The organism is Thermocrispum municipale DSM 44069, assembly GCF_000427825.1.
GTDB lineage: Bacteria > Actinomycetota > Actinomycetes > Mycobacteriales > Pseudonocardiaceae > Thermocrispum > Thermocrispum municipale.
Genome location: NZ_KE386593.1, coordinates 239,274 through 254,033 on the forward strand (window position 1 = coordinate 239,274; position 14,760 = coordinate 254,033).

Here is a 14,760-nt window from a genome sequence, read left to right on the forward strand (position 1 = left end):
CCGTACGACTTGAGCCCGGAAGGGGGTGCCAGGGGTGTCCTGGCAGGAAGAGCTGCGCAAGCTCGACGAGGACTTCTCGGCAGGCAACATCACTGCCGACGAGTATCGGGTCCGTCGTGATCAGGTGCTGTCTTCGGCCGTCGCGCCACCGGGTGAGGAAGCCGGCACGAGTGCCGAGGCGACGCAGATCGTCAGCCCCGCGCAGCAGCCCCAGCAGCCCGGCGACGCCGACTCCACCCAGTTGGTGTCGAATGCCGGGCAGTCGGACAACCCCGATGCCACGCAGGTCGTCCGCACGCCGCCTGCCGACCCGACGCCGAAGTACTCTCCCGACGCCGACGCCACGCAGGCCGTCCCGCAGTGGGAGACCCAGCAGCCGCCGTACCCGCCGCCCTACCAGCAGCCGTCGTCGGGTGGCTTCCCGCAGCAGCCGATGTCGCCGCCCGGCGGTTTCCAGCAGCCGGGCTACCCGCCGCAGCAGCCCGGTTGGCAGGGCGCGCCGCAACAGGAGGAAGCCCCGGTGTGGGGTGGCGACGAGTTCCCGCCGATCGCCCCGCCGACCGAGCCGGACTGGGTGACGCAAGGCCCGGAGTTCGGTGAGGAGGACGAGGAGAAGGGCCGCGCGGGCAAGATCATCGGTGTGGTGCTCGCTGTGTTGTTGCTGGCGGGCATCGGTGTCGGCGCCTGGCTGCTGTGGGGCCAGGACTCCGGCCAGCCGACCGCGGGCCCCGGAGACAAGACGTCTCAGCAGGCTCCGCCGAGCGGACAGACCAGCGCGCCCCCGACCTCCCCGAGCGAGGAGCCGGACCCGCTGCCGCTCGCCGACCTGCCGGGTGACGCCGAGGCGCACCCCGAGGTCAGCACGTTCGACGACATGCCGGACAAGAACTACTTCAACAAGAAGGAGCTGGACGCCTACCGCAAGGCGGGTGCCGGCGACACCAAGTTCCACGTCCAGCACCTCGGCGAAGCAGGCAACGTCACGATCGTGCTCGCCGCGACCGACTCGGCGAAGACCGGTGCGACCGCGGTCAAGCAGCTGCGCAAGATCCAGATCGACAACAACGCCAAGCCGATGAAGGGCGCGCCGGACGCGGTGGAGGTCACCGAGATCAACACCGACAACGGCTCGGAGATCCGCGCGCACTACTTGAGCGGCAACGTGATCGTCCGGATCGAGCTGCGCAGCGACAAGAAGCTCGACGAAGCCCGGAGCGAGTTCGAGAACGTGCTGAACGCGCAGCTGGAGGAGCTGCCTGCCGATGGCAGCTGAGGACCACGACACGACCGTGCAGGTGACCGCCTGCACGGTCGTCGCACGAAACTACGTCCCCGCGGCCCGCGTGCTGGCCAGGTCCTACCGCCGCCAGCACCCGGACCACGAGTTCGTCATCGCGGTGATCGACGCCGACGTCGCCGGGGCCGGCCCGGACCTGACCGAGGTCACCGAGGCGAACATCATCGGCCCGTCCGAGTTCGGCATCGCCGAGCAGGACTACCTACGGATGGCGACGGCCTACGACGTTACCGAGCTGGCAACCGCGGTCAAGCCGTATGTGCTGCGCGAGCTGCGCCGCAAGGGCCGCGACGTGGTCATCTACCTGGACCCGGACATCACCGTCTACCGGCCGATGCCCGAGGTCGCCGAGCTGGCCCGCGAACACCAGCTGGTGCTGACGCCACACTTCACCGAACCGCTGCCGCGGGACGGGCTGGAGCCGGGCGAAGCGGTGATCATGGGCACGGGGGTGTTCAACCTCGGCTTCCTGGCCACCGGTCCCGGTTCGGAGGAGTTCCTGGACTTCTGGGCCGAGCGGCTGCGGCACGACGCGATCGTGGCGCCCGAGGAGCAGCTGTTCACCGACCAGCGCTGGGTGGACCAGGTGCCCGCGCTGTTCGAGCACACCGTGCTGCGCGACCCCGGCTTCAACGTCGCCTACTGGAACCTGCACGAGCGGCCGCTGACCAAGACGGCCGACGGCACGGTGACCGCGGGCGGCTCGCCGCTGCGGTTCTTCCACTTCAGCGGCTACCGGCCGGAGCGGCCGTGGCTGCTGACGTTGCACTGTGCCCGCAAGCCGCGCGTGCTGCTGTCGGAGCACCCGGTGTTGCGCGAGCTGTGCGATGCCTACGGCGCCGCGCTGCGCGAGGCGGGCTACGCCGAGACGCTGGAATCCATTCCGTACGGCTTCAACAAGTTCCCGGACGGCACGCCGTTGACCAAGAGCATGCGCCGCGTCTTCCGGGCCGGTTGGGTCGCGGCGGAAGGCCCGGACGTCAATCTCCCGTCGCCGCGGCTCCGGCCGGAGATCCCGCCGCACGCGTTCGGCCCGGACGGCGGCAGCGCACTGCGGGAATGGCTGACGTCGCCGGAAGACCAGGCGCAAGCGGCCGCTGGTCTGCATCGCTTGGCGATGGCCGCCTGGCACAGCCGGGTCGACCTGCAGCTGGCGTTCCCCAAGCCGACCGGGCAGGACGCCGAGGCGTTCCGGCATTGGTGCGCAGGCTCCGGCGTGTCCGAAGGCCTGTTGCCGGAGTGGGCCGTGCCGGGCGAGCCGGGGCCGAAGACCTCGCCCGAGGACACCTTCGGCGTGAACCTGGCCGGCTACCTCACGGCCGAGCTCGGCCTCGGCGAGATGGGCCGGATCGTGCACAAGGCGATCGCGCAGGCGGGCATCGACGTGGTGTCCGTGGTCGAGGAGCGGTCGCTGTCCAACCGCACCGGCGTGCAGCACGACGGCACCGTCGGCCGCCCCCGCTTCCCGGTGACCGTGCTGGCGGTCAACGCCGACCAGACCCCGGTGATCCTGGCCAATTACCCGGAGCTGGCGCACGAGCGCTACACCATCGGGCTGTGGGCGTGGGAGCTGGAGGACTTTCCCGCGTGGCAGCACAACGCGTTCGACCTGGTCGACGAGGTGTGGACGGTCAGCGACTTCTGCCGGGAAGCCATCGCGGCCGCCGCGACCGTTCCGGTGAAGACCATCCCGGTTCCGGTGCGCGACCCGGGCGAGCCCGCGCGCCGCGAGCGCCGAGCGGGCGATGTCGTCCGGTTCCTGTTCGCGTTCGACTTCAACTCCGTCGGGGAGCGGAAGAACCCGTGGGGCCTGGTGAAGGCGTTCCAGCGGGCGTTCCCCGGCCGGGACGACGTGCGGCTGACGATCAAAGCGATCAACGGCGACAAGAATCCGCACAACGCGGAGCGGTTGCGGGTGCTGGCCGCAGGCGACGAGCGGATCGAGCTGGTCGAGCGTTACCTGAGCGTGGCGGAGCTCGACGAGTTGTACCGCAGCGCCGACTGCTACGTGTCGCTGCACCGCTCGGAGGGTTTCGGGCTGACCGTGGCCGAGGCGATGGCCCGCGCGCTGCCGGTGATCAGCACCGATTACTCCTCCACCACGGAGTTCTTCGACGAGACCACCGGGTGGCCGATTCCGTACCGGCTCGTCCCGGTCGGCGAGGGGAATTTCCCGTACCACGCGGACGCGGTGTGGGCGGACCCCGACCTGGAGGCCGCCGCGGCGGCGATGCGCGAAGTGGCGGACAACCCCGAGGAAGCCGCGCGACGGGGACGAGCCGCCCGCGAACACATCCTGCGCACCCGCACGATGAAGGCCGCGTCGGAGTGGATGGCCACCCAACTGCGCCAGGCCTACGACAAGTGGCAGGCCCGGCGCGCGGCCGCTGCCGCGCAGGCCGCGCCGGTCGATCCGCTCGACCCGCTGCGGGCCGCCCGCGGCAAGGTGGACCAGGCTCCGAACCCGAACACGCCGTCCCGACTGCCGGGTGCGCCCGCCATGCGCAAGGCGGTGCTGCGGGCGCTCGACCACTACGACGTGCACCAGCGCGGTGTGCACGCGGCCCTGGCCGAGGGTGTCGAGCAGTCGAACGCACTGCTGCTGGCCCGGATCGAGAGCCTGGAAGCGCGGCTGGCGGCGCAGGACGCGATGCTGGCCGAGAAGGTCCGGATCGAGGTCGACCGAGTCGCGAGTCCGGCAGCGAAACGGGCGTCGCACGCCATTCGCGAGGTCAACGCCGTCGCCGACAAGCTGGCGGAGCTGCGCGCGGCTCTTGCCCACACTCCGACGTCTTCCGACCTGGACAAACTCAGCGACCGGATCCAGCGCTACGAGAGCTGGACACACGAGATGTTCGCCACGCGCGACGCACGGGCGGACAACGACGAGCACGAGATCCAGCGGCTGCGGCGTGAGGTCGACGCGGTCCAGGAAGCCGCACGGGTGCTGCACACGCCGGTCCCCGACGGCATGGACGTGGTGCTCTGCGACGCGGGCGCGCTGCTCATGCCGCAGGACGCCGTCGTGCGGGACTGGATCGTCTATCACCGCTCGTGGGAGCCGGCCGAAGCCGCCCTGCTGCACCGGTTGATGACCGAGCGGCCCGGCGCGTTCCTCGACGTCGGCGCGCACGTCGGCTACCACACGCTGCGCCTGCTGCGGTCCTGCCCGCAGGTCGAGAAGGCTATCGCGGTCGAGGTGCATCCGACCAATTTCGAGTGCCTCGAACGCAACGTCACGGTGAACCTGCCTGAGTCGGTGGCCTCCCGCGTGCACCTGTTGCCGGTGGCCGCGTGGGACAACGACGGCGTGGTCGAGCTGATCAACCCGGACGACGACAACAGCGGCGACCATCGCGTCCGCGCCAGCCGGTCCGCGGACGAGAAGTCGGAGATGCCCGCGGTGCGGCTGGATCACGTGCCCGAAGTCCGGTCCGCGACGGTCACCGTGGTGAAGGTGGACCTGCAGGGCAGGGACCACCGCGCGCTGGCCGGGTTGACCGAGGTGCTGAACCGGGACAAGCCCGACGTGGTGTGCGAGTTCTGCCCGGAGGCCATCGAGGAACTGGGCGACGATCCGCTCTCCGCACTGGACCTGTACCGGCAGCTGGGCTACGACGTGGTGATGGTGGGCACAGACCGCCCGAAGGAGGGTTCCGTCGACGACGCCGACCTCGTACGGTTGGCGCGCGCCGAGAAGACGGGATTCCTCACGTTGTGGCTGCATCCACGCTGATCCGGCGCTTCGGGGGTTGGCGATGAGGTCGAGCAGAGCGGGTCGGATCGTCACGACCGTCGTCGCCGCCATCGTGATCGTCACGCTGGGCGTCACCGGTTGGCTGGCGTGGGGTCAGCATCTGCCGCTCAAGCACGCCCGCGGTGCCCCGCCGATCGGCGAGTCGGGCCGCTCCCCGGTCGACCCGATGGCCGTCGCCGAGATCGGTGGCGCCAAGGAGAACTACGCGACGGTGGACTCGCTGGCCGCGGTGGCCGGCCAGCGGATGTTGACTCGCGAGGAACTGCTGGCCCTCCACGAGAACGGCGCGGACCGGGTGCGGCTGGCGGTCAGCAAGTTCGACAGTGGCCGGGCCATCGTGTTGCTGGTGCAGATGCCGAGCAGGCACCGGGCGCGCCTGGCCACCGAGGAACTCGCCGCCCTGCAACGGGACTACGGCTTCGAGCGGGCGGACAAGCCGACTCCGCCGGGTGTCCACGCGGGCGTGATCGGGATGGACAACCCGGCGGAACCAGGCGGGCGGGCGCACTACCAGCACGGCGACATCGTGGTGCGGGTGGAGTTTCGCGGACCGCGTCGCGCATCGGCCGAGGCGAAGTTCTTCCAGGTCCTCACCGCGCAGATCCAGGCGGTCGAGCCGGATGACTGACACGACACGGCTGCGACCGGAACCGGATCGGCCGCCGGTCCCACAGGCCTGGCAACCGGCAGGAGCCGACCCGTGGGCGGAAGCAGCGAACTGGACCACCCAGCCCATCCCGGTGGTCCAGGACGAACCCGAACCTCCGCGGCCCGCGGGCATGTACGTCACGGCGGCGGTGGGTGCGGTGCTGGTGCTGTACAGCTACCTGGTCGCGCTCTGGCCGGTGCGCCACGGCTTCACTCCCGACCTGGTGCTGGCCGTCCGGGAGTGGGTGACGTTCCCGCTCGGGATCGGCGCCGACTTCGGGCTGTTCGGTGTCGGGCTGCTGCTGGCCGCGGGCGGGTTCTGGGCGTGCAGCCGCCTCGCCGAGCCCGGTGGTCGCGGCCGGTTGCTCTGGCGGGTCGTGGCGCTCGGGTACCTGCCGTACCTGCTGGCCGGCCTGATCAGCTTCGTGCTGCTGTTCGGTGACGCCGAGCCGCTGACCGAGCCGCGGCGGGCCGATCCGGACGGCATGACGTTGCCGATGAATCTGCTGCTGGTCGACCGGGTGACCGGGCAGGACGCGCTGATCGGGCTGGGGTGGGGCGTCACCGCCGCCGCGTTCATCGCGGTGTTGATCGCAGTCACGGCGCCGATGCTGACCCGTGGCCGGTGGCTCGCGCTCGGCGGGCTTGCGCTCCAGTTGGTCGTGATCGGGCTGATCGCGTTGACCGGAACCGATGCGGGCGGCTGGTACCACGAGTTCGGGCAGCTGGTGACGTGGTGCTTGTTCGGGCTCGTCGGGCAGCTCGCGTGGATCGTCCGCAGGCACCCGGGATCGGGCTGGGCGGCCGCCCCGCTGGGCGTCGGCTGCCTGGTGGTCATCGTCGCGGCCGAGCGTGGGTATGCCGCACAGGCCGCGCAGTGGCTGCCGCTGACGTTCACATTCGTGGCGCTGGTGACGTTGCTGGCCGTGCGAGCTTGCGCCCACGGTGGTCGAGTGGACCGCGCTCGTCTCGTCCGTTGGCTGGGGTCGCGCGCGTACCCGGCGGCGCTGCTGGCTTGTGCCATCGGCTATCCGCTGCTTGGCGTGCTCTACCACGCCAAGCTGCCGTTCGGGCTCGCCGTCGTCATCGCACTGGCGGTGACGTTGGCACTGGCAGAGGCCGTCCATCGGCTGGGTGCGGTGATCGCGCGATGACGGCGCCGGCCGGCGGGAAGACCCGCTACTACGGTCTCGACCTGTTGCGGGTGCTGGCGTCGTTGCTGGTCGTCTACACCCACATCGCCGGCTGGTACTCGACGCGCGGACACGAGTGGTGGGCGTCGGCCTGGGTCGACCAGGACGTGATCGCCCCACTGCACCTGAACCCGAACCTGTCGTTCGTCGGCGTCTCCACGTTTCTGGTGGTCAGCGGCCTGGTCGTGACGCACGTGGCCAGCAGGGAGACGGCGCCGCAATTCCTCCGCCGACGGCTGGTGCGGATCTTCCCGCTGTTGCTGCTGGTGTCGCTGGCCGCGTGGATCTTGATCAACATCGGCGTCTACACGTCGGAAAGCAAGCAGAAGTCGATGGACGTGCTCGACTTGCTGACCGGCTCGACCCTGCTCGGGTTCTTCACCGACCCGGAAGTGATCATCATCGGCCCGGCGTGGACGCTGCTGGTGCAGATCTTCTTCTACGCCTACGTCGCCGCGACCATCCCGCTGCTGCGCCGCCAGGCGTGGATCCCGCCCGCGCTGGCCGCCGCGCTGGTGATCATCGTCCTCGGCGTCACCAGCCACGGGGAGGACGTGGCCACCCGGCGGTTCGGCATCATCGCCGCGTACTTCCCGGTGCTGATCATCGGCATGCTGGTTTCGCTGGTGCGTTCCGGCAAGGTTCCGATGGCCGCGGGTGTCGGTATCGGCTCGGTGCATTTCCTGCTGTTCGTGTGGGCCGACCGGATCGGTGGGCACTTCCACACCGGCACCGAGCACCCCCGCACGCTCGCGCTGGTCTTCTGCGTGGTCGTGCTGGCCATGGCGTCGTCGGACCGGGTCAGCCGAGCGAAGCTGACGAAAGCGTGGTCAGCCCGCACGTACGCGATCTACCTGCTGCACCCGCTGTGCCTGTACCCGATGCTCGACGGCCTTTCGCCCACGTTGGGCACGGACCTCACGCTCGTGCTGGCCTTGCTGCTGCTGGCAGCGGTCACCGAGATCGCCCATCGGTTCTTCGAAGCGCCGATCAACCGATGGGTGCGCGCCCGGGAGAAGCGGGCCGATGCGCGCCCTCGGGTTCCCGCGCGGTGACGCGGCGCTGAGCACGGATGAGGACCAGGGCGAGCAGCGCGCCACCCAGCAGCTGCGCCAGGGCGCCGACGACCTCCATCGTGTCCGCCCGGGCCACCACGGTGGCCCCACCCAGCACGGTGAGCACTCCCCACGCGCCCCACGCGACCAGTGAGGACGCTCCGAACCACCCGGCAAGCATGGGCGGGGCGAACCGGCGGCCGCCGTACGGATAGAAGCCCACCACGCCGACGACGGCCGCCAACGCGAACAGCGTCCGCACCACGGCCACGGCCGCGGCGGACGACTGAACCTCACTCGGCTGGAACGCATCGACGAGCAGCAACACCGCGGCGGTCAACGCCAACGGCGAACCCACCGCGGTCAGCGACCACTCCGTGCCGGACAGCTTCGGTGTGCGCGCGGTGAAGACCTGCGGCCAGCGCGAACGCGCATAGAACCAGAAGGCCGCCACGAGGAAGATCCCCAGCAGCATGAACCCGCCGTACACCAAGGGGTACACCCATCCGGCCAGTGGTAACGCGGCCTGCGGCGGTGGGGCGTCGACCAGCGCGGTCGCGACGACGGCCACCGGTATACCGACCACGATCGGCCCGAGCAGTCCACAACCGACGAAAACCGGCAGCAACACCAGCCACGCGGGCACCCGCTGACCCCACGGGTAGGTGAACGCGAGCACCAGAGCGATCGCGGCCGCGTCCATCGCGAGCGTGAGCACGTTGAGCACCAGCAGCGAGCCGTCGTCGCCGAATTGTGGGTCGGTGATGCCCACCCGCGACCCGGTCACCCAGAGCACCTTGAGCACCAGATACGGCACCGCGCTGACGATCGCCGCGTAGCAGAGAGCCCGCCGGGTGAGGCTCGGCCGCTCCGCCTCGGCCGTCCCGGGTTCGCTGATCACCTCGGCCAGAGTAGAGCGCGAGGCGGACGCTTACGTGGCATTTGTGCACGCGTCGCCGGATCGGCGGAGCCAGAGGCGGCTGTCCCCGGCATACCGGTGTGGCTGCCGTGTCGTGCTGCTGTCCCCTGGCATACCGGTGTGGCTGCCGTGCCGGGCGCCCGTCCCCGGTCAGACCGGTGTGGCCGCCAGGGCCCGCACGGTGACCCGCTGCCCGGACAGCGCCGCCGTCCCGGTCAGCTCGTCCACACAGGAGTCGTCGGTGACGTCGTTGATGCTGACGCCCGGGTTCTTGGTCGCCACGGACAGCCGCACCCCTCGCCTGCCGTGTCCCCAACCGTGCGGCAGGCTCACCACGCCCGGCATGACCTCGTCGCTGACCTCGACCGGCACCCGGACCTCGCCCACCGCCGAGGACAGCAACGCCTCTTCGCCGTCGGCCAGTCCGAGCCGCTGCGCGTCCGAAGGGTGAACGAGCAGCGTGCACCGCGGCTTGCCCTTGACCAGCCGCTGGGAGTTGTGCATCCACGAGTTGTTGCTGCGCAGCTGCCGCCGTCCGATGAGCACCAGCTCCCCCGGCTCCCAGGCTTCCATCCGCCGGCGGAGCCGAGGCAGGTCGTCCAGGTACTCCCGCGGCGCCAGATGGATCTTCTTGCCCTTGGTGGCCAGCCGCTCGGGGAACCGCCGCTCCAGCGGGCCGAGGTCCACGCCGTGCGGCCGTTTCCGCAGTTTGCGCAGCGACAGCCCACCGCGAAGAGTGCCGTGCGGGCCGGCCCGCAGGCCGAGGTCGACGATGCCTTCCGGCCCGAGCTTGCGCAGCATCGAGACGCTCAGCCGCCCTGCTTGGCGCAGCAGGAGGAAGTCCGGTCCGAGGATGCGCGCGGCCAGCTCGAGGCAGATCTCCCAGTCGTGCCGCTGGTGCTCGCCTCGTCCGAACATCGCCGGGCTGTACTTCGCCCAGTTCCGCGCCGACACCAGCGTGAGCAGCAGCTCGTAGTGGGACCGCTCCAACGGCCCGGTGGGCGGCAGGATGACGTCGGCGTGCCGCGTCGTCTCGTTGATGTAGGGGTCGATGCTGACCATGAACTCCAGGTCGTCCAGCGCCGCGTCCAGTTGCCGACCGTTCGGCGTGGACAGCACCGGATTCCCCGCTGCGGTGATCAACGCGCGCAGCTGCCCCTGGCCCGGTGTGGTGATCTCCTCCGCCAGCGTGGCCACCGGCAGCTCGCCACCGAACTCCGGCAACCCGCGGACCCGGCTGCGGTACCTGCCGAAGCTTCCGGCGTGACCGGTCATCGTCGCCAGTGGCACGGGGTCGATCGCCGGGGTGCTCAACATGTACCCGCCGGGCTCGTCCAGATGCCCGGTCAGGGCATTGACCACGACCACCAGCCACGTGGCGAGGCCGCCGAACTCCTGGGTGCAGACCCCGACCCGGCCGTAGAGCACCGCCCGCTGGGTGGTCGCCAGTGCGCGAGCCAGTTCCCGGACCCGCTCGGCGGAAACGCCCGTCACGGGAGCAGTTCGCTCCGGTGGGAACTCCTCGGCGGCGGCGCGCAGCTCACCCAGTCCGGTCATCCGGTCGGCGAGCCGTCCCGGCCGCACCAGATCTTCCGCGAAAAGCACGTTGACCACCGACAACAGCATCAGCGCGTCGGTGCCGGGCCGGATGAAGATGTGCTCGGCCGAGTTCGCGGACTCCGTCCGCCGCGGGTCGATGACGACGACCCGGCCGCGGTCACGGACGGCCCGCAGCCGCTTACGCATGTTCGGCGCGGTCATGACGCTGCCGTTGGAGACCAGCGGGTTGGCACCGAGACACACGAACAGGTCGGTGCGGTCGATGTCCGGCACCGGCAACAACGCCTGATGCCCGAACATCAGCAGCGCGGCCAGCATGTGCGGCAGCTGATCCACCGACGTGGCCGAGTAGACGTGCCGGCTCCCCAACGAGCGGAACAGGGGCAGCCCGAACAACAGCAGGCCGAGATTGTGCGCGGTCGGGTTGCCGTAGTAGACGCCGAGCGCTTCCTTGCCGTGGCGGCTGCGGACCGCCCGCAGCCGCTCGCCCACCAGATCGAACGCCTCGTCCCAGTCGACCTCGACGAACTCGCCGTCCCGCTTGACCACCGGACGCTTGAGCCGGTCCGGGTCGTGGTGCAGGTCCGCGAGCGCGGTCGCCTTCGGGCAGATGTAGCCCTGGGAGATCGGGTCGCGTTCGTCGCCACGGATGTCGACGACCCGGTCGCCGTCGGTGGTGACGGTGATGCCGCAGGTGGCCTCGCACAGCGTGCAGCTGGCGTGGTGGATCTCGACCATCGCACCGCTCCGTCCTCGGGATGAACCCAAGGCTACGGCCGGCGGCCGAAGCTGGACAAACGTCTGAAGTGAACGTCAGTTAATCTCCGCAGCATGGAACTTGCATCGACTTCGGCCATCGTGACGGGTGGCGCTTCCGGGCTCGGTGGCGCTACCGCCGCCGCACTCGCCGCCAAGGGCGCGACCGTCTTCGCGCTGGATCTCGCCCCGGCGATCGACAAGGCGCCCCACCCCGACGGCGTGACCTACGTCGAAGCCGACGTGACCAACCCCGAGCAAGTACAGGCCGCCGTGGACAAGGCCGCGAACGCGGGCGTGCCGCTGCGGGTGGCGGTCAACTGCGCCGGTGTCGGCTGGGCGGGTCGCGTGCTGTCCAAGAAGGGGCCGCACGATCTGGACCTGTTCCGCAAGGTGCTGGAGGTCAACCTGCTCGGCACCTTCAACGTCATGCGGCTGGCCGCCGAGGCGATGGCCAAGACCGAACCGTTGGCCGACGACCAGCGTGGCGTGGTGATCAACACCGCGTCGATCGCCGCGTTCGAGGGGCAGATCGGCCAGATCGCCTACGCCGCGTCCAAGGCGGGCGTGGCGGGCATGACGCTGCCCGCCGCCCGTGACCTGGCCTCGCAGGGCATCCGGGTGCTCACCATCGCGCCGGGCATCGTGGACACGCCGATGCTGGCCGGCGTGACCGACGAGTTCCGGGCAGGTCTGGCCGCCGGGGTGCCGTTCCCGAAGCGGCTCGGCAGGCCGGAGGAGTACGCGAAGCTGGCCGTCAACCTGATCGAGCACGACTACCTCAACGGCGAGGTCGTCCGGATGGACGGCGCGCTGCGGATGGCCCCGCGCTGATCGACGAATCCTGACCAGGACGAGCCGGCCCGATGACCTCGTCGGGCCGGCTCACAAGTCTCCGACGTAAGGAATCTCGGTGTTGGCCGTGCTGGTCATCCACTCGCGCAGCACGAACGTGGCCCGCACGTCGTCCTCGTTGTACCGCAGCAACCGAGCCCGCTGAGCCGGATCGGCTTCGCCTTCGCCGAGCCCGACCGCCTCCCGGTACCAACGCATGGACGCCTCGCCACCGGCATCCGGGTCGTGCCACTCGTAGCCGGCCACCCGGGCGATGACCTTCAGCCCCTTGCCGTGCGCGCACAGGAAGCTGTCGACCACGCAGACGAACATGTCGACCCACTCGTCGGAGTCGATGAACTCCTGAACCTCCGCCACGCTCGGGATGCCCGGCATGCCCGCGAACCGCTCGGCCGACCCCAGCAGCCAGCGGTTCTCCGCCCACGCGTTGTAGCAGTAGGCACGGAACGTCAGGCCACGCGCGGCCGCCCGCGACCGCACATCGGTGAACCATGCCCAGAACTCGGCGAACGAGCGGGCCTCGTCCTCGGTCGGCAGCGGCTCCCACGTGCCGAATGCTCGGTAGGTCTGCGGCAGGCCGATGTCGGCACCGCTGAGCAACGTGCCCCACAAATACGCGCCGTGGTCGACGTAGCTCTCCATGTCGACGTCCACCTCGACGTCGCCGCGCGGGACCTCGATCCGCGGCACCAGGCGCACGACGGACAGGCCCGCCTGCCACGCCCGCGCCAGCGCCACGGCGTTCTCGAACGTCGTGCCGGTGAACGCGATAGGTGGCTCGGCCTTGGGATCGGCGGCAGCCAGCGACGCCACGGTCTCGAAACCCGCCTCGCGCAGCGCGACCGCGTCATCGCCGCGGACGACCAGGCTCACGTCCTGCTTGTCGTGCAGCATCTTCTCGCACACCGGCCACCACGGGCAGTGCCTGCAGGCCAGGATGCGCGACGGCTGCGCCAGCGGCTCGGCACCGCTGGCAGCGGCGGCGGCCACGGCCAGCCGGTCGGCGAAGCGCTCGGCGTACTCCTGCATCGTCGACTTCTCACCGGGGAAGCTGGGGGCGAGCAGGTCGTGCCACAACACCACGTCGGCATCGAGCCCGATGACGCCGCCGACCACGCGATCCGGGTCGGCGTACCCGGCGGCACGCAGCAGCTCGACGACGTGCGCCAGGCGGAACTGGTCTCGTGGATGCGACCGGACCTTGCGCTCGGGGTCCTCCCGCGCGTTGTCCGGGTTCAGGTCGGTCAATGCCGTGGTCAGCGCGCCCTCGCCGGGGTCGGTGATGCGGTGCCGCACGACGATCACCGGGACGTAGCCGCCGGGCGTGCGGACCAGCAGCTCGGCACCGCCGCGCCGGCCCGCCTCGACATCGACCGGCAACAACCCGCCGGAGATGACCGAGACGCCCTGCTGCAGCGCGGCGACGGTGGCGGCGATGCGCTCCTCCGGCTCGGCGTCGGTCGGCACCTCCACCCAGCCCGAACCCCGGAACTCCTCGGCAAGCAGCTTGGCGATCGCGGCCCGGTGCGCCTGCGCGTCGGCCTTCCGCTGCTCGACCGCCGGGTTCTCGGGCAACGGGTCGAGCTGCGGCGCCGCCGGATCGTGCTCCCAGTGCACGCGCCGCCTGCACCGCGTGACCACTCCGGCGTCCAGCACCACGTTCGCCAAGCTCATCACCACGCGTTCACCATAGGCGGCACCACTGACGGTGTCGGTCGTGCCAACCGGCCCGGTGCGGGTTAGGTTGATGACATGGCGGCGAGCGAGTCGAACCTCGACGATCCGGGCATGCTGGCCGAAGTGGTTTCCTCGATCGAGCGCGCCGGGCACTCCAAGACGGCCCGGAAGGCCGCGAAGAAGGAGGCCAAGCGGCTCAAGCGCGCCGCCAAGAAGGAACGCAAGGCCACCAAGGCGGCCGCGAAGCAGGCGGCGAAGGCCACGCGCAAGGCGATAGAAGAGGGCACCGAGGCACCAGGAGTGACGGTCGTGGCGAAGGCGAAGGAGCCGAAGATCACCGCGGGCAAAGTGCGCAACGCGATCGCGCTCGGCAAGGCGGTGGCGCCGACGGTGCTGCCCGTCGTGGTGCCGTACCTGGTGCGGGCCGCCGGTGCGGGCCGAGAGGCCTACGAGCGCTACCGGGCGCGCAAGCTGGGCGTCAGTGTGGACGCGCTCGCCGAATACCGCGGGTACGGCGCCGCGCTGCACGCGCGCATCGCAGGCATCAGCGAAGGACTGCGGGAGCTGCGGGCCAGCGGCGACGAGGAGAAGGTGCAGTTCGCCGACCAGGCCGAGGACACCGTGCGCCAGCTGAGCGCGGCGGTGCGGGCCGCCGAGCGCATGCCTTCGTCGCGCCGCAAGCAGGCCCATCGCGCGGTCGCCGGCGAGCTGGACGGCCTGGAGACGCGGTTGCTGCGCCACCTCGGGGTCTGACGGGCAGGTACTCGGAGGGAACGCGCACGGGCCGGCGCCACCGACCGGCCGAGCGCGCGCCATGCACCGCCGCCCTAACTGGTTCTTCTGCGCACCGACCGAGCACCGCCACGGGCCGGCCGCCAGCAACCGACCGAGCGCCCGCCGCGCACCACCGCCCAGCTTGGCCGCTCGCGAACCGACCGAGCACCGATCGAGCGGCCCGCGCCCGGAACGACCGAGCGCACACCCACGCACCCGCGCCCGAAGTGGCACGCCCTCCGACCGCATGGCGAGACGAGGGCGAACCC

General features: G+C 70.6%; 10 protein-coding genes. 7 read left to right on the forward strand and 3 right to left on the reverse strand.

Going from position 1 to position 14,760, the window contains the following annotated elements; genetic code table 11:
* The first annotated feature begins 34 nt into the window (after positions 1 to 34).
* The 5 genes from YWM_RS0116545 to YWM_RS0116565 are packed head-to-tail and all read left to right on the forward strand — an operon-like array spanning position 35 to position 7,950.
* On the forward strand, positions 35 to 1,273 hold the full coding sequence (locus YWM_RS0116545; protein WP_028851634.1) for a flagellar basal body-associated FliL family protein: 1,239 nt from the start codon (positions 35 to 37) through the stop codon (positions 1,271 to 1,273).
* Positions 1,263 to 5,033 carry an FkbM family methyltransferase gene (locus YWM_RS24155; protein WP_052345012.1) on the forward strand — a complete coding sequence of 1,257 codons (3,771 nt, stop codon included), beginning with the start codon at positions 1,263 to 1,265 and terminating at the stop codon, positions 5,031 to 5,033. The genes YWM_RS0116545 and YWM_RS24155 overlap by 11 nt, the downstream gene beginning before the upstream one ends.
* A gap of 22 nt (positions 5,034 to 5,055) precedes the next feature.
* The gene (locus YWM_RS0116555) at positions 5,056 to 5,682 is read left to right on the forward strand and encodes a hypothetical protein (protein WP_028851635.1); all 627 of its coding nucleotides are present in this window, start codon (positions 5,056 to 5,058) and stop codon (positions 5,680 to 5,682) included.
* On the forward strand, positions 5,675 to 6,856 hold the full coding sequence (locus tag YWM_RS0116560) for an acyltransferase family protein (protein ID WP_028851636.1): 1,182 nt from the start codon (positions 5,675 to 5,677) through the stop codon (positions 6,854 to 6,856). The genes YWM_RS0116555 and YWM_RS0116560 overlap by 8 nt, the downstream gene beginning before the upstream one ends.
* Entirely contained in the window at positions 6,853 to 7,950 is a 1,098-nt protein-coding gene (locus YWM_RS0116565) for an acyltransferase family protein (RefSeq protein ID WP_028851637.1), read from the forward strand. The genes YWM_RS0116560 and YWM_RS0116565 overlap by 4 nt, the downstream gene beginning before the upstream one ends.
* Here the strand turns inward: YWM_RS0116565 and YWM_RS24160 are convergent.
* Both YWM_RS24160 and YWM_RS0116575 read right to left on the reverse strand, forming a co-directional pair.
* The gene (locus YWM_RS24160) at positions 7,886 to 8,851 is read right to left on the reverse strand and encodes a hypothetical protein (RefSeq protein WP_052345014.1); all 966 of its coding nucleotides are present in this window, start codon (positions 8,849 to 8,851) and stop codon (positions 7,886 to 7,888) included. The genes YWM_RS0116565 and YWM_RS24160 overlap by 65 nt on opposite strands.
* A gap of 168 nt (positions 8,852 to 9,019) precedes the next feature.
* Positions 9,020 to 11,167 carry a molybdopterin oxidoreductase family protein gene (locus YWM_RS0116575; protein ID WP_028851638.1) on the reverse strand — a complete coding sequence of 716 codons (2,148 nt, stop codon included), beginning with the start codon at positions 11,165 to 11,167 and terminating at the stop codon, positions 9,020 to 9,022.
* 93 nt (positions 11,168 to 11,260) lie between these two features.
* On the opposite strand from YWM_RS0116575, the gene YWM_RS0116580 reads away from it, so the two are divergent.
* On the forward strand, positions 11,261 to 12,019 hold the full coding sequence (locus YWM_RS0116580; RefSeq protein ID WP_028851639.1) for an SDR family NAD(P)-dependent oxidoreductase: 759 nt from the start codon (positions 11,261 to 11,263) through the stop codon (positions 12,017 to 12,019).
* Positions 12,020 to 12,070: 51 nt separating this feature from the next.
* Here the strand turns inward: YWM_RS0116580 and YWM_RS0116585 are convergent, their stop codons facing one another.
* The gene (locus YWM_RS0116585) at positions 12,071 to 13,714 is read right to left on the reverse strand and encodes a TM0106 family RecB-like putative nuclease (RefSeq protein ID WP_028851640.1); all 1,644 of its coding nucleotides are present in this window, start codon (positions 13,712 to 13,714) and stop codon (positions 12,071 to 12,073) included.
* Positions 13,715 to 13,828: 114 nt separating this feature from the next.
* Here YWM_RS0116585 and YWM_RS24165 point away from each other — a divergent pair, with 114 nt between their 5' ends.
* On the forward strand, positions 13,829 to 14,470 hold the full coding sequence (locus YWM_RS24165; RefSeq protein ID WP_245566108.1) for a DUF6474 family protein: 642 nt from the start codon (positions 13,829 to 13,831) through the stop codon (positions 14,468 to 14,470).
* The last annotated feature ends 290 nt before the right edge of the window (positions 14,471 to 14,760 follow it).

Coding starts and splice junctions, on each gene's coding strand:
- YWM_RS24155 (WP_052345012.1), top strand. CDS start 1,263: ATGGCAGCTGAGGACCACGACACGACCGTGCAGGTGACCGCCTGCACG.
- YWM_RS0116555 (WP_028851635.1), top strand. CDS start 5,056: ATGAGGTCGAGCAGAGCGGGTCGGATCGTCACGACCGTCGTCGCCGCC.
- YWM_RS0116560 (WP_028851636.1), top strand. CDS start 5,675: ATGACTGACACGACACGGCTGCGACCGGAACCGGATCGGCCGCCGGTC.
- YWM_RS0116565 (WP_028851637.1), top strand. CDS start 6,853: ATGACGGCGCCGGCCGGCGGGAAGACCCGCTACTACGGTCTCGACCTG.
- YWM_RS0116575 (WP_028851638.1), bottom strand. CDS start 11,167: ATGGTCGAGATCCACCACGCCAGCTGCACGCTGTGCGAGGCCACCTGC.
- YWM_RS0116580 (WP_028851639.1), top strand. CDS start 11,261: ATGGAACTTGCATCGACTTCGGCCATCGTGACGGGTGGCGCTTCCGGG.
- YWM_RS0116585 (WP_028851640.1), bottom strand. CDS start 13,714: ATGAGCTTGGCGAACGTGGTGCTGGACGCCGGAGTGGTCACGCGGTGC.
- YWM_RS24165 (WP_245566108.1), top strand. CDS start 13,829: ATGCTGGCCGAAGTGGTTTCCTCGATCGAGCGCGCCGGGCACTCCAAG.